13 protein-coding genes are annotated in these 18,069 nt (G+C 75.3%); 2 read left to right on the top strand and 11 right to left on the bottom strand.

Going from position 1 to position 18,069, the window contains the following annotated elements:
- Positions 1–13 precede the first annotated feature (13 nt).
- Positions 14–490, bottom strand: coding sequence for a RidA family protein (locus ACFYU9_RS16075; protein ID WP_389213324.1), 477 nt, complete (start codon positions 488–490; stop codon positions 14–16).
- A 176-nt stretch (positions 491–666) separates the two neighbouring features.
- Here ACFYU9_RS16075 and ACFYU9_RS16070 point away from each other — a divergent pair, with 176 nt between their 5' ends.
- The gene (locus ACFYU9_RS16070) at positions 667–1,461 is read left to right on the top strand and encodes a crotonase/enoyl-CoA hydratase family protein (RefSeq protein ID WP_389345108.1); all 795 of its coding nucleotides are present in this window, start codon (positions 667–669) and stop codon (positions 1,459–1,461) included.
- A gap of 46 nt (positions 1,462–1,507) precedes the next feature.
- Here the strand turns inward: ACFYU9_RS16070 and pucL are convergent, their stop codons facing one another.
- The 10 genes from pucL to ACFYU9_RS16020 all read right to left on the bottom strand — a co-directional run bounded on the left by pucL (position 1,508) and on the right by ACFYU9_RS16020 (position 14,718).
- Positions 1,508–2,428 carry a factor-independent urate hydroxylase gene (pucL, locus tag ACFYU9_RS16065; protein WP_389345107.1) on the bottom strand — a complete coding sequence of 307 codons (921 nt, stop codon included), beginning with the start codon at positions 2,426–2,428 and terminating at the stop codon, positions 1,508–1,510.
- Between the two features lie 194 nt (positions 2,429–2,622).
- The gene (locus ACFYU9_RS16060; RefSeq protein ID WP_389345106.1) at positions 2,623–4,038 is read right to left on the bottom strand and encodes an amidase; all 1,416 of its coding nucleotides are present in this window, start codon (positions 4,036–4,038) and stop codon (positions 2,623–2,625) included.
- A gap of 144 nt (positions 4,039–4,182) precedes the next feature.
- The gene (locus tag ACFYU9_RS16055) at positions 4,183–5,541 is read right to left on the bottom strand and encodes a M48 family metallopeptidase (protein WP_389213317.1); all 1,359 of its coding nucleotides are present in this window, start codon (positions 5,539–5,541) and stop codon (positions 4,183–4,185) included.
- 44 nt (positions 5,542–5,585) lie between these two features.
- Positions 5,586–8,618 (bottom strand): hypothetical protein, encoded by a 3,033-nt coding sequence (locus ACFYU9_RS16050; RefSeq protein ID WP_389345105.1) that lies wholly within the window; start codon positions 8,616–8,618, stop codon positions 5,586–5,588.
- Positions 8,619–10,484 carry an HSP90 family protein gene (locus tag ACFYU9_RS16045; protein WP_389345104.1) on the bottom strand — a complete coding sequence of 622 codons (1,866 nt, stop codon included), beginning with the start codon at positions 10,482–10,484 and terminating at the stop codon, positions 8,619–8,621. It lies immediately after the preceding gene.
- A 319-nt stretch (positions 10,485–10,803) separates the two neighbouring features.
- Positions 10,804–11,784 (bottom strand): hypothetical protein, encoded by a 981-nt coding sequence (locus tag ACFYU9_RS16040; protein WP_389345103.1) that lies wholly within the window; start codon positions 11,782–11,784, stop codon positions 10,804–10,806.
- 172 nt (positions 11,785–11,956) lie between these two features.
- Entirely contained in the window at positions 11,957–12,598 is a 642-nt protein-coding gene (locus tag ACFYU9_RS16035; protein ID WP_389213309.1) for a response regulator, read from the bottom strand.
- Positions 12,586–13,755, bottom strand: coding sequence for a histidine kinase (locus ACFYU9_RS16030; protein WP_389213308.1), 1,170 nt, complete (start codon positions 13,753–13,755; stop codon positions 12,586–12,588). The genes ACFYU9_RS16035 and ACFYU9_RS16030 overlap by 13 nt, the downstream gene beginning before the upstream one ends.
- A 4-nt stretch (positions 13,756–13,759) precedes the next feature.
- Positions 13,760–14,245, bottom strand: coding sequence for a hypothetical protein (locus tag ACFYU9_RS16025; RefSeq protein WP_389213306.1), 486 nt, complete (start codon positions 14,243–14,245; stop codon positions 13,760–13,762).
- A 161-nt stretch (positions 14,246–14,406) separates the two neighbouring features.
- Complete coding sequence (locus ACFYU9_RS16020) at positions 14,407–14,718, bottom strand: hypothetical protein (protein ID WP_389345102.1); 312 nt, start codon at positions 14,716–14,718, stop codon at positions 14,407–14,409.
- A 306-nt stretch (positions 14,719–15,024) separates the two neighbouring features.
- Here ACFYU9_RS16020 and ACFYU9_RS16015 point away from each other — a divergent pair, with 306 nt between their 5' ends.
- Positions 15,025–17,952 carry an ATP-binding protein gene (locus ACFYU9_RS16015; protein WP_389345101.1) on the top strand — a complete coding sequence of 976 codons (2,928 nt, stop codon included), beginning with the start codon at positions 15,025–15,027 and terminating at the stop codon, positions 17,950–17,952.
- Positions 17,953–18,069 lie beyond the last annotated feature (117 nt).

Below are 18,069 nucleotides of genomic sequence, written 5' to 3'. Positions count from 1 at the left end.
CCCGCGGCCGCCGCTACGGTGCGCGCTCCGGGGCGACTTCGAGGACGATCTCGATCTCCACAGGCGCGTCCAGCGGCAGGATGCTCATGCCGACGGCGCTGCGCGCGTGCCGGCCGGCCGCGCCGAACACCTCGACGAGCAGCTCGCTCGCGCCGTCCACCACCGTGGCCTGCCGGACGAAGCCGGGCGCCGAGGACACGTACCCGACGACCTTCACCACCCGCACGACCGCCTCCAGCGGCGCCACGGAGTCGGCGGCCGCCAGGGCGGCGAGCGCGCACTGGCGGCTCAGTTCCCTCGCCCGCTCCACCGAGACCTCGGCCCCGACCCGGCCGGTGGCGGTCAGCTCGCCTCCGCTCAGCGGGATCTGGCCGGCGACGAAGACATGGAGGCCGCTGCGCACGGCGGGCACGTAGGCCCCCTTCGGCGCACTCACCTCCGGCAGCCGCAGCCCGAGTCCGGCAAGCCGCTCGCGGACGTCACTGCTCATGTCCCCTCCTGGTGACTGGTCCCCGACTGTCCCCCGCCGGACACGGGCATCGTCCCACCGGGGCGGGCCGGACGGGACGGTCTCGGCGGTTGTCCGGACGCAGACGGCCGGATTCTGCTACGGGCCGGACGGGACGGCGCTGGCGCTTTCGGGGGCGCGGGTCGAGAATGCCGCCCATGACCGCCGACGCTTCCTCCGCCGCACCCGCCGTCCGTGTCGAACGCGACGGCCCGGTGACGACCGTGGTCCTTTCGCGGCCCGCCGCCCGCAACGCCGTGGACGGGCCGACGGCACGTCAACTGGCCGATGCCTTCAGGGCGTTCGAGGCTGACGAGGACGCCTCGGTCGCGGTGCTGTGGGGCGAGGGCGGCACGTTCTGCGCGGGCGCCGACCTCAAGGCCGTCGGCACGGAACGCGGCAACCGGGTGGCGCCCGACGGCGACGGGCCGATGGGCCCGACCCGGATGCTGCTGACCAAGCCGGTGATCGCGGCCGTCGCGGGCCACGCCGTGGCGGGCGGCCTGGAGCTGGCGCTCTGGTGCGATCTGCGCGTGGTGGAGGAGGACGCGGTCCTCGGCGTCTTCTGCCGGCGCTGGGGCGTGCCGCTGATCGACGGCGGCACCGTCCGTCTGCCCCGCCTCATCGGCGAGAGCCGCGCCATGGACCTCGTCCTCACCGGCCGCCCGGTGCCGGCCTCGGAGGCGTACGCGATCGGCCTCGCCAACCGCCTCGTCCCGCCGGGCGAGTCCCGCTCGGCCGCCGAACGGCTCGCCCATGAGATCGCGGCCTTCCCGCAGCTGTGCCTGCGCCACGACCGGCTCTCCGTCCTCGGCCGGCACGGACTCCCCGAGCCCGAGGCCCTCGCCGCCGAGTTCCGCCACGGCATGGTCCCCCTGACGGCCGGCGAGACCCGGCGGGGCGCCGACCGCTTCGCGTCCGGGGCGGGCCGGCACGGCTCGTTCGGCGACTGAGCCGGGTACGGGTGCCCCGGCCGGGGCACCCGCGGAGACCATCCGCTCAGGCGGTGATCCAGTCGCTGGTGGCGATCACCGGCTGGACGCCGTCACGGTGGATGGTGCCCTCGATCAGGCCGTACATCCGGTCGGCCGCGTAGTACACCTCGTTGTCGTTCTTCAGCCCGAAGGGCTCCAGGTCGACGAGGAAGTGGTGCTTGTTCGGCAGGTTGAGGCGGACCTCGTTGACGCCGGCGCAGTGGTCGAGGACCCGCTCGGCCATGGCGTTGAGCGTCTGCTGGAGCGAGTAGCTGTACGTCTCCGCGAACGCCTCCAGCATGTGCCGCCTGACCTGCTTGTAGGAGCGGTCCCAGTCGAAGTCCCCGGTGCCGGTGGCCTGGGCGGAGTGCGCCCAGCGGGCCGTGACCTTGGTGGCGAGGATGCGGTCGTACGCCTCCTGCAGGGTGGTGTACTCGTCCTTGATGTAGCCGTGGAACTCGGAGTTGGTCGAGTTCATGACGGTCAGGTCCTTGAGGCCGGAGATCACCTGGAGCTGCCCGGTGTGGCCGTTGTAGGTGACCTGCGCGGTGCGGACCTCCTGGCCGCGGCGCACGAAGGAGTGCTGCTCGGCGCGGGTCGGGACCGGGATGCGGTCCCAGGCGAACTCCTCGACGCGGATCTGCGCCTCGTGGATCACCGGCTGCGAGTCGACGAAGTGTCGGGCGAGCAGGATCGCGAAGGACTCGGGCGACGCGACGCCGTGCTCCTTGGCGAAGGCGTAGACGGTGTTCTTGGTGGTGTCGGTCGGCAGGCAGTTCCCGTTGTCGCCGGTGTGGTGCACCTCGCGGAACTCGCCGCGCAGCGCGACGGAGACGTTCAGGTCACGGATCTCGTGCCAGGCACCGTCGTTGCCCTGCCGGGTGATCTTGACGATGCGGTTCTCGGCCTTGCCGTACTGGTTCTGGGCCAGGACGTGCTTGCTCATCTTGCGGCTCCTGCGGGTACGTGGATACTGGATCCCGTACGCCCGGCGTCCGGCGCCGCGTCCCCGCGGCACCCCCCGCCGTCCGGCCCTCGCGCCCCGGGGCCGCCCCGGGACTGACGAGCATCCCGGTCCGTAGGTGTTCGACACGGATTGGAGCACAGGGAGTCCCGCCGCGACAAGGGGTCTCCCGCCCGTCACCTGTCCTGGATGCGCCGGAACGGCCGGTCCGCCTCCAGCTCGAAGGCGAGTTCGAGCAGGGTCCGTTCGCTGCCGGGGCGCCCGGAGAACAGGACGCCGACGGGCAGTCCGCCGTCCGTCGCGCGCGCCGCCGGGAGGGAGATCGAGGGCGTGCCGACGACGTTGTTGACGGGGGTGAAGGCGACGTAGGCGAGGATCCGCTCGATCAGCGTCGGGTACGGCACGGTCGGGGCGAGGTGGCCGATCGGCGGCGTGGTGTGGGCGAGCACCGGGGACAGGATGAGGTCGAGGCCGCGGAAGGCGGCGGCGTACGCCTCCCGCGTGCGCTTGAGCCGGCGCAGCACGCCCGGGGTGCGCCGCCAGTCGTCGAGGTACGCGGCGCGCAGGCCGCGGCTGAGGCCGTCCATGCGGTGGCGGTCGAAGTCGGGGCCGTAGCCGCGGCCGGTGACGCCGATGAGGAAGGCCAGCAGGCCCCAGTAGACGAGGAAGTCGTCGGTGAAGCGGGCGTCGAGCGCCACCTCGACGGGCTCGACCGTGTGGCCGAGCCGTTCGAGGGCGGTGGCGGTCTCGGTGACGGCGGCGCGGGTGGTGTCGTCGGAGCGCACGCCGTTCGGCGAGTCGAGGAGCAGGCCGACGCGCAGCCGCCGCTCGCCGGGGCCCTCGACGAGGCCGACGGGCGGCAGGTCGTGGTTGCGCCAGTAGCGTTCGGCGGCGGCGAGGAAGGTCGCGGTGTCCCGTACGGTGCGGCTGACGACGCCGTCGTTGACGATGTCGAGCGGGAGCCGGCGGCTCTCGGCGTTGGCCACGACGCGGCCGCGGGTGGGCTTGAGCCCGACGAGGCCGCACGCGGCGGCCGGGATGCGGATGGAGCCGCCGCCGTCGTTGGCGTGCGCGAGCGGCACGGCGCCGGCGGCGACCAGGGCGGCGCTGCCGCCGGAGGAACCGCCCGCGGAGTGTCCGGTGTGCCAGGGGTTGCGGACGGGCTCGGCGTGCTCGTACTCGGTGCTGGGGCTGAAGCCGAACTCGGGCAGCCGGGTCTTGCCGAGAACGGTGACGCCGCTGCTGAGGAACTGCCGGACGAACGGCGCGTGCTGCTTCGCGGGCGGCGGGGTGAAGGCGGCGCTGCCGTGGCCCGTGGGCAGGCCGCGGTGGTCGGTGTTGTCCTTGACGAAGGTCGGCACGCCCGCGAGCAGCCCGATGCCGCCGGTGGCGGGCCGCACCACGTCGACGTACGTCTGCACGGCGTGCAGCCGGTCCTCCACGTCCCGCACCCGCTCGGCCGCGGCCTTCGCCGCCTCCTCGGCCCCGACCTCGCCGCGCCGGATCGCGGCGGCGAGCCCGACGGCGTCGTGCTCGCCGAGCGCGTCGTCCCGGAAGGCGTGCACCGTGTCCTCGTGGTGGTTGGTGGTCACCGCAGCATCGCCCCCGGCCGTGTGGATGGTTCGGTTGGTCCGCCGCCATCATTCCCTACCAGCAGGTAACACGCGAGGGGGCGCGGCCCATCGGGCGCGTGCGCCGGTGCGGCGAGGAGGCCGGACGGGGGCGGGACGGGGCTGCTACCCCGCGCTCACGATCTCGCGCGCCACGGCCCGTGCGGCCTCGGCCAGTTCGGCGTCGACGGCCTCGGCCCGGGCCTCGTCGAGGACGACGCGGGCGGGGTGCGGGGCCGCGCCTGCGAGGAGCCGGCGACGCAGATGCGTGGGCGGATGGGTGGAGTCGACGCTGTGGGCGCGCAGCTCGGCGACGCGGCGCAGACGCTCGTACTCGTGGTCCGGGACGCATCCCATCTCCGTCGCGAGGCGGTGCCAGAGTCCGGAGGCCGGATCCTCGCGCCGCGCGGCGCCTCCGATGCGGGTGCGGGAGGCGACCGTCTCCCGCTGGAGCACGGACACGGTGGCGCCACCGAGGAGCAGCCGGTCCATCAGCCCGACGGCGGCGTCCGCCCCGGCGGCCCTGGCCGCGGTGGTGTCGGCGAGGTACTCGGCCCGCTGGGAGTCGCGCAGGGTCGTCTGGTCGAGCAGCACGATCAGTCCGTGCACGGTCCAGCGGGGGACGAGGGTCAGCAGGTTGGCGAAGTGCTCGACCAGGGCGGTGGTGGGCTGGGGCGCGAGCATGTATCGCCAGGTCCCGAGCGTCCGCAGCGCGCCGTCGACGAGGAGCGAGCGCCGGGTGTCGCCGTGGGCGTAGTGGCCGAACTCGTGGCCCAGCAGGGCGATCCGCTCCTGCCGGTCGAGCACGGTCCACAGGCCCAGGCCGAGCCGCAGCACCCGGCGCCGGCGGAACCCGTACGTCGTGACGCCCGCGTTCGAATCGGCACTGACCACGACGGTGTCGACGCCCCGGGTCCCCACCGCCGCGGCGACGTCGTCGAGCAGGGCGAAGAGCCGGGGCGCGTCGGCCCGTTCGAGCAGCGGCTCGTCGGACTTCCGCAGCGCGGCGTAGCTGCCGAGTCGGGGCCGCAGCACGAAGGCCAGGCCGAGCAGCAGCGCCCCGATCACCGCCTGGAGCCCCTCGCCCCAGCCGGCGACGAGCAGCCACAGGCCGCACGCCACCAGGGCGGCGGTGAGCCCGTGCACGACCACCGCGAGGAGCACGGCGAGCACGCCCGCCGCGCCGCCCGGGCCCGGCGCGCCCCCTTCGCCCGGTCCGCCCCGCGCCTGCGCGAGGCCGGCGAAGAGCCGCTCGCCGTGGCGCCGGGCCATCTCCCGCCGCAACCGCTCGACGGGGCCGTCCTCCGGCTCGGCGTCCGTGCCGCGCGCGGGGTCCACGTTCCAGTCGCAGGCGGCGCACCAGACCACGAACCGCCGGTCGACCGGCACCCGCGCCCCGCACTGCGGACAGTCCTGCTCCGTGTCCTGCTCGGGCTCCGGTGCCCGGTCTCGTGCACCGGCCACCGTGGCGTTCGTCTCCGTCACTTCCCCGCTCCTCGTCTCTTCTCCGTCCCGTCGCTCCGCCGCCGTCACCGCGCCAGGTACTCCTGCCGCAGCGCGTCCAGGATCTCCACGGCCTCCGTCAGCCCGGCCGCGCGGCAGCGGGCGATCGCGGCCGTGAGGCGGACGACGGCGTCGGACGGGCGGTCGAGGCCGTTGGCCTCGATGAGGGCGGCGATGCGGACGGCCTCGGCGCGCGGCGCCTCGCCCGGCTCGCCGCCCTGGTCGTGGGCGGCGACGGCCGCCTCCGCCTCGGCGAGGGCCTCGGGGAAGCGCTGGGCGTCGGCGAGGACGCGGGCGCGGCGGTAGTGGATGAGGCCCTTCTCGTACCAGTGCGGGAACGCGTCGACGTCCTCGGCGGCGGCCAGGATCGCGTCGGCGCGGGTCAGGTGCTCCAGGGCCGTGTCGATGCCCTCGTCGCCCCGGAACAGCAGGGCGAGGCGGGCGAACTCGCGCACCATGTTGAGGACCTGCGGCGGGTTGGGGGCTTCGGCGTGCGAGGCGAGGGCGCGCTCGTACGCCGCGGCGGCCGCGTCGTGGCGCTCGGCCATCGCGAGGGTGACGGCGGCCTCGGCGGCGACCAGGGTGTGGACCTCGCGGTCGTCCTCCCAGCCCGCCACCGCCTCGGCGAGGCGCAGGAACTCCTCGGCCGCCGGCAGGAACTCCTCCAGGTCCCGCAGCCCGCGCGCGAGCGTGAGCCGGGCCTGGGCGGTGAGGCGCTCGTCCGGGGCGGCCACCGCCTCGTCGGAGAGGACGGACTCCAGGACGGCGACGGCGTCGGCCTGCCGCCCGGAGCGGGCGAGCACGTCGGCGAGCTGGAGCCGGGTCTCGGTGGCCTCGCCGGGCTCGCCGGCCTGGTCGAAGCGGGCGGCGGCCTCGGAGAGGTGGCGCACGGCGCCCGCGCCGTCGCCCAGGTGAGAGGTGGCGTGGCCGAGCAGCACGTACGTAGGCGCGAACGGGAAGTCCGTGTCGTCGTGGCGGACGGCGTCGGCGATCGCCTGGTGCAGCAGCTCCGCCGCCTCGCCCGGCTCGCCCCGGCCGAGCAGGAACTGGGCGAGCAGGCAGCGCGGCCGCGAGCCGCGCCAGGGCCGCCCGGCGGCGTCGATGTCGCGCAGGGCGGCGCGCAGCTCGGATTCGGCGAGCGCGAAGTCGCCGCGCCGGCCGGCCAGGTCGGCCGCGTACTGCCGGGCGATGGCCACCTGGTGCGGCGCGGCGAGCCGCCCGGCCTCGGCCCGCAGCAGGCCGGCGGACTCCTCGAAGCGGGCCTGTGCGGCCGCCTCGGGCTCGCGGCCGTGCCGCGCGGCCTCCTGGAAGGCGATGTACGCGAGCGAGTTGAGGACGATCAGGTAGCGCAGGGCGCGCTCGCGGCCGACGTCGTGTCCGGCCGCGGTCGCGGCGGCGGTCTCACCGGCCGCCGGGTCCTCGCCCGTGAGCGGGACCTCGGCCTTGAGGCGCTCGGTCTCCTCCCGTAGCGCGGCGACGCCGGCGGAGGTCGCCGCCGCGTCGTCGGCGGCCCCGGCCCCGGCGCCGTCGGGCCGCCCGGCCCGCCCGTCCTGCCCGTCCGGGTGTTCCTCGGTCCCCCAGGCGAGCGCGCGGGCCCGCACGGAGAGCGCGTGCCAGGGCATGCCGAGGCCGCTGAACAGCTCGTCCGCCCGCTCCAGTTCGGCGACGAACCGGTCCCCGTCGTCCGCCGTGCGGTGCAGGGTCGCGCGCTGCTCGGCGAGCTCGGCCAGGAGCAGTTCCTCGGGTCCGAGGCGGTCGTCGTGGGTCGCGGAGCCATCGGCGAGCCGCTCGTCGATCCGGGTCCACAGCCGCTCGTCGGAGGGGTGGCCCTCGGCGGCCAGGCGGCGGGCCTCGCGGACGAGCTCGGCGAAGTCGGCCGGCGGCTGCGTGGCGGCGGCCGGAGCGGGGACGGGGAGCGGGGCCGTGCCGGGCGTGCCCGGTGTGACGGAGGTGCGCAGGCCGAGCGGCAGCGGCTCGTCGAGCACCGGGCGCCGGGCGAGCCGGGCGCGGCGCCGCTCGCCGACGGCCGTCGTTCCGTTGCGCGCGTCGAAGGCGGTGGCGAGGCCGTCCGCCTCGGCGCGGACGTGGGCGAGGAGGGTGCCGGCCGTCCAGGTGCGGCCGGGCGGCCCGGCGACGACGGTGTCGGCGTGGCCGTCCTCGGCGAGCCGGGCGAGCAGCGCCTCGACGCCGGTGAGGAACTCCAGGTGGTTCAGCGGCGCGCCGGTCGTCTCGAACAGGGCCCGGTTCTCGGCGAGGATCTCCAGGCCGCGGCCCTCGTTGCGGGAGAGGGCGCAGAACTCCAGGTGCAGGCCGACCTCCTCCTGCATGCCGGTGTTGCCGCGCACCCGGCGGTAGCCGGTGAGGTGGTGCGAGCGGGCCTCGTCCGTGCGGCCGGTGCGCAGCAGCGGCAGCAGGGCGCGCGCCTGGCTCATCTGCGGTTCCTCGCTGCAGCTCTGGGCGCCTTCGAGGACCGGCCGCCAGCTGTCGAGGGCGGCTTCGTCGTCGCCTGAGCTCATCCGGTGCCAGGCGAGGTGGCGGGTCTCGCAGGCCTCGCAGTCGCTGAGCTCGGTGCGCGGCCGGGTGACCCACAGGTCGTGGGCGTCGGCGACGCCGGTGCCGGTGTGCGCGGCGACGTGGAAGCGCATGGCGGCCACCGGCTGCATGCCGTGCCCGGCGGCCTCGTACCGCTCGCGCATCCGGTCGATCCAGCCGTCGAGGGTGGCCAGCGGCACCTCGGGCACCTGGATCAGGGAGGTCGCCACCCACTTGAAGCGCCAGAAGACCTGGTGGGCCTCGTACGGGCTGAAGGAGTCGGGGACGGTGTCCCAGAGCTTGAGCAGCCGGGCGAAGACGACCGGCGACTTGCGGTGCTCGCCGGTGAACTCGTACGCCGTCATCAGCTCCAGGAGGGCGGTGACGAGCAGTTCGGGCTTGCCGGGCTCGTCGACCTGCTCGGCGGCCTCGACGAGTTCCTCGGCGGTGACGGTGCGGTGCAGGCCGTGCGTGCGGTCGTGGTTCTCGCGCAGCGCTTCGAGCACGGCCTGGGGGGTGTCCAGCATTTACAGGTCCTTCGCAGACTCGGGACCGGGCTCGGCCTGGTGGTGCATGGCGTGGGTGAGCAGGCCGATGAAGGCCCGGTTGAGCAGGGCGCTCTCGCTGGCGCGGAGCGGGCGGCGGCTGAGCAGCAGGGCCTGCCCGTAGAGCGCTTCGGCGGTGGTGACGGCGAGGCCGCGTTCGGTGATCGTGATGGCCTGCCGGACCAGCGGGTTGAGGTGGTTGAGGACGAGCTGGGCGCGGGGGGTCTCGTGGCGCAGCGAGCCGAGGATGTCGGCCCACAGGCCGTCGCTGTCGGCGGCGAGGCTGGACCTGGTGCGCTCGTGGCGTGCCTCGCGGTTGTCGAGGAGCAGCGCGGGCGCGGTGACGGGCTGGAAGTCGCGCAGCACGACGTCGCAGTCGTGGACGCCGACGGTCTCGCGGGCGACGGCGAGGAAGGCGGCGGCGCGCAGTTCGGCGGTCGGGTCGACGGCGTCGAGGTGGGCGGTGACGGTGGCCGGGTCGAGGTCGGTGACGGTCGTGCCGGGGCGGATCTCGGGCAGCCGGTGGACGAGGTCGCGGTCGTAGGTGTAGCCGCCGTTGACGACGCCGAGCCCGGCGGCCGAGGCGATGGGGGCGACCTGCCGGAACTCCTCGACGCTGCGGGCGACGAGCAGCGTCGGGTGGGTGCGGGCGAACTCCTCCAGGGTGACGTTGCCGTCGGTGGTCTCGAACGGCAGCCACGGCAGCACGATCCGCAGCAGCTCGTCGTCGTAGCGGGCGAGCGCCTTGACGGCGAGGTGGTGGGTGTCGATGAAGCGGTGCAGCAGGGCGGGGTCGCTGGCGGCGAGGCCGGTGAGCCAGTCGCGGATCCGGTCGCCGAGCGCGTCGCGTACGGCGGACAGGGCGCCGTCCTCGTACAGCGACTCGCGGGAGGCGGTGGGCCGCAGGCTGGTGGTGTCGACGACGCAGCGGACGAAGAAGGCCCAGTCCGGGAGGAGTTCTGGGGCCTGGTCGGTGAGGAGCATGCCCTTGAGGTGGACCCGGTGGCCGGCCCGCTGGGCGGGGCTGACGGCGGTGGGCAGCACGTAGGCGACACCGCGCAGTCCGGCTGCCGGGAGGTCGAGCTCGATGGTGTCGAGCGGGGTGAAGTCGAAGTGGGTGCGGCAGTAGTCGGTGAGCGCTTCCTTGCGGGCGAGCGGCGAGCGCTGGGTCCGCTCCCACGGGGGCGTCTCGTTGATCCGGTGGGTCTCGCCGCGCGGGCCGACGACGGTGACCTCGTGGCGGAGCAGTCCGCCGTAGTGCCGGGCGAGCGCGACGACCTGGTCGGGGGTGGTCCACTCGGCGTTGTCGCCACGCGGAGTGAGCCGCACGGTCGTGCCGGGCTCGGGCACGGCGGAGCCGGGCAGGGTGCGCAGGGTGTAGCGGCCGTCGGAGTGGCCGGTCCATTCGACGGCGGGCGCGGCCGGGTCGGCGGCGGACCGGCTCAGCACGGTGATCTCGTCGGCGACGACGAAGCAGGCGAGCAGGCCGATGCCGAACTGGCCGATGAACTCGCCGCGGGCCGCGTCCAGACCGGCGCCGTCGAAGGCGCCGTCGGCGGCGCGCTTGGAGCTGCGGCCGATGGTGGCCAGGAAGCGGTGCACGTCGGCCTCGGTGAGACCGACGCCCGTGTCCGTGACGGTGAGCGTGTCACCGGTGCGCACGGTGATGGTGCCGGGCGCGCCGGGGTCGAGCGCCTGGCGGGCGGTGATGGCGTCGACGGCGTTCTGCAGCAGCTCGCGGAGGTAGACGCGCGGGCTGGAGTAGAGGTGGTGGGAGAGCAGGTCGACCAGGCCGCGCAGATCGACCTGGAAGGTGTGGGCGGTCTGTGAGGTCTCGGAATGGGACACCTGGCGAAGTCTTTCGGCAGGCCCGCCGGCGCGGTGGGCACGGCGGGCGGGACGGGTCGGGGTGGTGGGGCGGGCGGGCGCGGCGGTACGGGGGGCGGGCGCGGCGTACGGGCTGTGGCGGAGGCTCCACGGGCGCGAGGGCGAGCCAGGGCAGCCGGGCCTGACGGTCGTGACCGGCAGTCGTGACCGGTGGGCGCGGTAGTCGCGACCGGCCGTCGTGACTGGAGGTCGCGGCCGGACCGGAGCACGAAACCCGGGGCACGAAACCCGGGGCCACGAAGCCCGGGGCGTGGGATCCGGGGCCTCGGCGTGGGTGGGCTCAGCGCCCGGCCGTTGCGCGCTGCCTCTGGTAGGCCGCCGCGGGGTCGGAGCCGTTGAGGTAGTACCAGGGGAACTCGGTGACCTTGCCCTCGGTGGCCTCGAAGCACGCGCGGGCGCCGGCGCCGTCGCCCGCGAGCGAGAAGGCCATGGCGAAGGTGTTGAGGACCTGGAGCCACGGGCCGCGGCGGACGAAGTCCGGGTGCCTGCAGGAGTGGTCGGCGGCCTCGTGGAGGGAGGCGACGACCTCGGGCCGGCGTATGTACGCGGTGTCGGCGCCCTCGTCGAGGTCGAGCCACTGCTCGATGTGACCGATCGCGACGAGCTGGCCGAGCGGTGTGCCGGCGGGCGCGCCGAACGCGGACTCGCGCGCGAAGGCGTGCATCTGCTCGTGCGATCCGCCCCACTTCTCGCAGACCTGCTGGAGCTGCTGCTGGTGGGCCCGCAGATGGTGCGGGGCGCGGCGCACGGTCGCCTCGAAGCGGCGGCGCGCGGTGGCCTGGCCGACCTGGAGGCCGCGTCCGCTGACCTGGAGGGCGTACCAGGGCGAGATCCAGCCGGGCTCGCGCTCGGCGACCTCGTACAGCCATGTCTCGGCCTGGCGCAGGCGCTCGTGGAACACGTCGAACTGCTCGCGGGACACGTTCTGGGCGCGGGCGCCGGTGCGGGCCTCCCAGCCCCAGCTGACGTACCGGTAGCCGGCGACGAGCCGGGGCAGCAGGGCGTCCGGCTCCGCTTCGAGGACCTCGGCGATCCACCGCTCCACCCCGGCGGTCTCTCCCACGGCCCAGAGCATGTCCGTCCGGTCGGCGCTCTCGGGCCGCGCGTCGAGCACGGCCCGTACGGTCTCCCAGTCGGCGGCCTCGGCGGCCACCCGGACCCGCCACACGTCGGGATCGCCCGAGTCCTTCAGCACCTGCGCCGGCGCGGGCTTCCCGGCCCGTCTCGCCAGCGTGCGCCCCCAGTCACGGAGCAACGCCATGTCCCCACCCCTTGCTTGTCCGATCGGGCGGGGTCAGTGATCACCCCTCCCGGTGGAGTAGTGACTATCACGGGCGACCGACAATCGCACTCGGGTATCCACAGGCCAGGCCGGGCCTCGCCGGGTATCCACAGGCCGGGCCCGGGCCTCGGCCGCCGCCCGGGCCCCCGGGTCAGACGCCGAGGAAGCGCAGCACCGCGAGCACCCGGCGGTGGTCCGCGTCGACGTTCGGCAGGTCGAGCTTGGCCAGGATGTTGTTGATGTGCTTGGCGACGGTGCTCTCGCTCACCACCATCTGCTGGGCGATGCCCAGGTTGGATCGGCCGGACGCCATCAGTTCCAGGACCTCGCGCTCGCGTCCCGTCAGCCGCTCCAGCGGGTCCCTGCGGCGGCGCAGCAGCAGCTGCGAGACGACCTGCGGGTCGAGGGCCGTGCCGCCCGCGGTCACGCGGTGCAGCGCCTCGATGAACTCCTCGACGTCGGCGACGCGTTGCTTGAGCAGATAGCCGAGGCCGGCGGTCTCCTTGGCGAGCAGGTCGGCGGCGTACTGCTCCTCGACGTACTGGGAGAGCAGCAGCACGGCCGTGCCGGGCCAGCGTTCCCGGATCGCCAGGGCGGCGCGTACCCCTTCCGAGCTGTGTCCCGGCGGCATCCGCACGTCGGTGACGGCGAGGTCGGGCCGGTGTTCCTCGACGGCGGCGAGCAGCCCGGGCTCGTCGCCGGCCTCGGCGACGACCTCGTAGCCCGCCATCTCCAGGACCTTGACGAGTCCGACGCGCAGCAGCACGGAGTCCTCGGCGATCACCGCGCGCACGGCAGCTCCACCTCCACCCGGGTGGGTCCGCCGACCGGGCTGTCGATGACGAACGTCCCGTCGACGGAGGTGACCCGCTTGGCGAGGCCGGCCAGGCCGGTCCCGCCTGCCGGGTCCGCGCCCCCGGCCCCGTCGTCGGCGATCGTCAAGGTCATCAGGTCTCCCCTTCTCTCGACCCGGACGTCCACCTGGGAGGCACGGGCGTGCTTGACCACGTTGGTCAGCGATTCGGACACGACGTAGTACGCGACGGCCTCCACGGCCGCCGTGGGACGCGGCTCCACCGCGACCGACAGCCGCACCGGTACGGGGACGCGGGAGGCGAGTCCGGTGAGGGCGGCGTCGAGGCCGCGGTCCTCCAGGACGGCCGGGTGCAGGCCGCGGACCAGGTCCTGGAGTTCGGTGATGGCGTCCTTGGCCTCGCGGTGGGCCTCGGCGATGACCTTCAGCGCGTTCGGCAGGTCGGTGACGGTGGCCTTGGCGATGCCGAGGTTGACCGCGAGGGACACCAGGCGCTGCTGTGCGCCGTCGTGCAGGTCGCGTTCGATGCGGCGCCGTTCGATGTCGGCGGCGTCCAGGACGCCGGCCCGGCTCTCGGAGAGGTCCTCGACCCGGCGGCGCAGCTGTTCGGTGCGGCTCGGGCCGAGCAGCTCGGTGGCGGCGAGGACGTCGAGGCGGACCAGGACCCCGGTCAGCCACATGACGACGAGCAGCGTGACGAGGCCGATCACGCAGAGGTAGCCGTCCACACCCATGGCGGCGAGCCGGCCGACCTTCGATTCGGGTGGCAGTGCGAAGATCCAGGCGGGGGCGAGGAGGGTGGCGAAGCCGACCGCCCACAGCGTGAGGAGCGTGGCGGTGCCGAGCGCCACGAGCGGCCCGGCGAGCAGGTGGTAGCTCAGCTGGCGGTGCGTCACCGACGAGGTGAGGCGGTCGCGTAGGCCGCGCGGCGCGTCCTCGCGGGTCGTCGCGGGCGGGATGGTCACCCCGAGCATGCTCCGGAACCGGAGCTGCTGGAGGGAGGTCAGCGGGCGGACCGGCAGCACGGCCAACGCCAGCCAGAACGCGGTGAGCTGGAGGAGCGCGCCGACCGTCAGGAAGGTGGTGCGCTCACTGACCCGGGCCAGCCGGGCCCGCATTCCGGATGTCAGGGCCATGCCGTCACGATATCCGGACGGACACCGCGCCCTGCACCAACGCGTGGCCACCGGCGGCGTACCTCACGTGGGGAAACCCACGCCAGGCGAGCCGCGCGCAGACCACCGCCAGCGGCAGCTCCGCGACCACGGCCAGCACGATCGCCCACACCAGGTCCTCGCCGGAACTCGCGGTCATCGTGTCGAACCAGGCGTCGACGACGAGCAGCGCGGTGACGGCCGTGGCCGTGAGGGAGGCCCGGGGGTCGCGGCGCATCAGCAGCCGGCCCGTGCCGATCAGGGCCAGCGCCTCCAGGGCGTCGAGCCCGGTCCAGGTCCAGGCCCAGCGTGCCTCCTGCGCGGTGGCGGGCATGCCCACGTGCAGATAGACCACCCACGGGATCAGCGCGAGCCCGAGCCCGATCAGGACCGGACCGGTCCACCGCGCGGCCCGGCCCCCGGCCGTCTCCGGGGTCTGCTGGACCTGCTGGTTCTGCTGGGCAGGGGACATGGCTGCCGGCTCCCTCACGCACTCGACTGGCGGGAGCGGGCGGCTTTCGCCCGCTCCTCGGTACGTGTTCGAGCTTCGTCGTCGCGGCGCGGAGAAACCTCCACGCCGGTATCCGACTTCATGGTGGTACTAGCTTCACCATCGCGCCGGCGCGGGAGACGTCAGCGTGCGGCCAGGGTGGCGAAGAGGGCCGCCGCGCCGCCCAGCACGGCGAGCTGGAAGAGGCCCACGCCGGGGCGGCGGGCGAGGAGCAGACCGCCACCGGTGACGGCCGCGGCACCGGCCAGGAACCAGGCGGCCTGCTCGGCCACGTGCGGGGCCTCGGCCTGCTCGGGCGGGTCGTAGCCGTCGGCCCACCCCGTGATCCCGTACCCGTAGACCAGCCAGGCGATGACCGCCAGGTCGATCACGAGCAGCGCCACGACCAGCGCGATCGTCTGCCCGACGGTGCGCCCGCCCCTCGCACGCCCCATGCCGCTCCCCCGTCCTCGCGGTGAACCCTCCGGCCACATCGTGGCCGCCGGGCAGGTGCGGGCGCATGAGCACGCGTACTCAGGAACGCGCACTGAGGAACGGGCGCTTGGGAACGGGCACGCGGGCACGGGCCACTTGGGCACGGGCACTCGGGCACGGCTCCCGCATCCGCGGGGCTCCGGGAATCGGGAACCCTGTGCCCGCAGGACTCCAGGAACCGGGAGCCCTGCGCTCCCGGGGCTCGCGGGGGCTGGCGGGGGCTCGCGCATGATCACCTCGCGCCCGGCACGGGGATAATCGCCCGCATGCGCTTCGGAATCCTGGGCCAGACGCGGGCGTGGCACGACGACGGCACCGAGGTGCCGCTCGGCGGGCCGGTCCGCCGGGCGCTGCTCGCGCTGTTGCTGGTGCGGCCCGGCGCGGTGGTGTCCGCCGACCGGCTCGCCGAGGAGATCGACCCGGGCGGCACGCCGTCGGTGCACGCGCTGCAGTCGCAGGTCTCCCGGCTCCGTACGGCGCTGGGCGCGGCCGCGGCGATCGAGCGGGCCGGTGCCGGCTACCGGATCGTGCTGCCGGACCAGGAGGCGGTGGACGCCTGCCGGTTCGAACGGCTCGCCGCCGAGGGCCGGGCGGCCCTGGCCGACGGCGACACGGCGCGGGCGGCCGCGCTGCTGCGCGAGGGCCTCGGTCTGTGGCGGGGGCCCGCGCTCGACGGGATCGCCGAGGGCGAGAGCGTGCGGGCGGCCGCCGTGCGCCTGGAGGAGCTGCGGCTGGCGGCGCTGGAGGACCGGTACGAGGCGGCGTTGCTCCTCGGCGAACACCGGGCGTCCGTACCGGAGTTGCGCGAGCTGGTGCGACGGCATCCGCTGCGCGAGCGCCTCGCGGGGCTGCTGATCCGGGCACTGTCCGCCGAGGGCGGGCAGGCCGAGGCGCTGCTCGTGTACGAGGAGACCAGGCGGCGTCTGGCCGAGGAGCTCGGCGCCGACCCCTCGGCCGAACTCGGCGCCCTGCACCGCGAGTTGCTGGAAGTCCGTCCGGATCGGTCACCCGTCGCACCGCCCGCCCCGCTGACCTCGTTCGTGGGGCGGGACGGCGACGTGGCCGGGATCGCCGCCGTGTTGCGGGTGGCCCGGCTCGTGACGCTCACCGGTCCCGGCGGCGTCGGCAAGACCCGTCTCGCGTCGGAGGTCGCCGGCGGGCTCGCCGACGAGACCTGCTTCGTCGCGCTCGCTCCGCTGCGCGACGGCGCGGATCTGCCGCAGGCCCTGCTGGCGGCGCTCGGGCTGCGCGAGACCGGGCTCGGGCTCCAGGGCGACGGGGCACGGACCGCGTACGACCGGCTCGTCACGGCCCTCGCCGACCGGGTGCTGCTGCTCGTCCTGGACAACTGCGAGCACGTCGTGGACGCGGCCGCCGCGCTCGCCGCCCGGCTGCTCGCCGCCTGTCCGCGGCTGCGCGTGCTCGCCACCAGCCGGGAACCGCTGGGTGTGATCGGCGAACACCTGTGGCCGGTGGGCCCGTTGGACGAGGAGGAGGCGGTGCGCCTCTTCACCGACCGGGCCGCCGCCGTGCGGCGCGCCCCGGCCCCCGACCCCGCCCTCGTGCGGCGGATCTGCGCGGCCGTCGACGGCCTTCCGCTGGCCGTCGAACTGACGGCGGCCCGGCTGCGCACCCTGGACGCCGACGAGCTCGCCGAGCGTCTGGACGCCCGGCTCGACAGCCGGCTCGCACTCACCGCGCGGGGCAGCCGCACGGCCGAGGAACGCCATCGCACGCTGCGCTCCGTCGTCGCCTGGGGCTGGGACCTGCTGTCCGAGGAGGAGCGCCGGGCGGCCCGCCGCTTCGCGGTCTTCGCCGGCGGCGCGACCGCCGAGGCGGCCGCGCGGGTGTGCGGGACCGATCCCGAGACGCTTGAATCGCTCGACGACAAGTCCTTCCTGCGCCGGTCCGACGACGGTCCCGGGCGCGGACGTTACGGGATGCTGGAGACGATCCGGGCGTACGCCGCCGAGCGGCTGACGGCGGAGGGCGGGGCCGAGCCGGCCGAGCGGGCCCACGCCGACTGGCTCCTCGGCCTGCTGCGGTCGGCGGCGCCCCACCTGCTGAGCGGCGCACAACTCGGCTGGCTGCCGGTCCTGTCGGCCGAGTACGACAACCTGCTGGCGGCGGTGCGCCGGGCGGTCGCCGCCCGGGAGCCGGTGACGGCCCTGGAACTGCTCGCGGCCGCCGCGACGGCCCTGTGGATCGGCGGGCGCGCGGGCGCGGTCGCACCGCTCGCCGCCGGGCTCCTGGAGCTGATCGACACCGGCGACGGGGCCGCCGGGCCGCCCGCGGGCCTCGGCGAGGAGTACGCGGTGTGCGTGCTGCTCGCCGCCTCCGGCCCCGTCGCCGGGCCGCTCTGGCAGCGCCACCGGGCCGCGGCCGCACGGGAGTTGGCAGCGGCCTGGTCCGGTGACGGGGCGGGCCGCTATCCCGTCGCCCTGCTGCTGTGGATGATGCGGAACGCGGGCGAGCAGGCCGCACCCGCCGACCTGCGGGCCGCGTTCGCGCTCGTCTCGGCCCAGCACGACGGCCCCGATCCGTGGGCGCGCGCGGTCGCCCGCTATGTGGCGGCGTACGGGTTCCTCGGCGACGGCGACACCGCGGCGGGCGAACGCTCCCTCGACGAGGCCGCCGAGGGCTTTCGCGCGCTCGGCGACCGCTGGGGCACCTCGCTCGCCCTGGACGCGCTCGCCGACCTGGCGGGCGGGCGCGGCGACCGGGCGCAGGCGATCGCGCTGACCGACGAGGCCCTCGCGCTCACCGAACAGCTCGGCGCCCTGGAGGACTCCGCCGACCTGCTGGTCAACCGGGGCGATCTGCGCGCCGCCGACGACCGTGCCGCGGCCGGCGCCGACTACGCCCGCGCCGCCGAGCTGGCCGGCGCCGCCGGCAGCGCCGACCGGCTCGCCGCCGCCCTGCGAGGCCAGGCCGATCTCGCGCTCGCGGCGGGCGACACGGCAGCGGCGGAGCGGCTCTACACGGAGGCGCTGGAGCGCGTCGACCGGCACTGGATCAAGGCGCTCGGCAACCTGGTGCGCACGCTCGCCGGCCTCGGCCGGGTCGCCGAGGCCCGCGGCGACCGCACCACCGCGCGCGAGCGGTACGCGGAGGCGGCGCGGGCCGCGACGGGGCTGGGACCCGCGGCCCCGGACGTACTGCGGCGGCTCGGCATCGGCGCGTACTCCCCGTGACGGTCCGCCGGGCGGACTCACCCGGGGCTCACCGTTGCGGGCCCGCCGGGGCAGCCCGGCTCATCCGGGGCTCACCGTGACGGTCCGCCGGGCAGGCCGGCTCACCCGGGGCTCACC

It is taken from the genome of Streptomyces sp. NPDC004327 (assembly GCF_042873935.1).
Lineage (GTDB): Bacteria > Actinomycetota > Actinomycetes > Streptomycetales > Streptomycetaceae > Streptomyces.
This window is presented reverse-complemented; position numbering and strand designations above follow the sequence as displayed.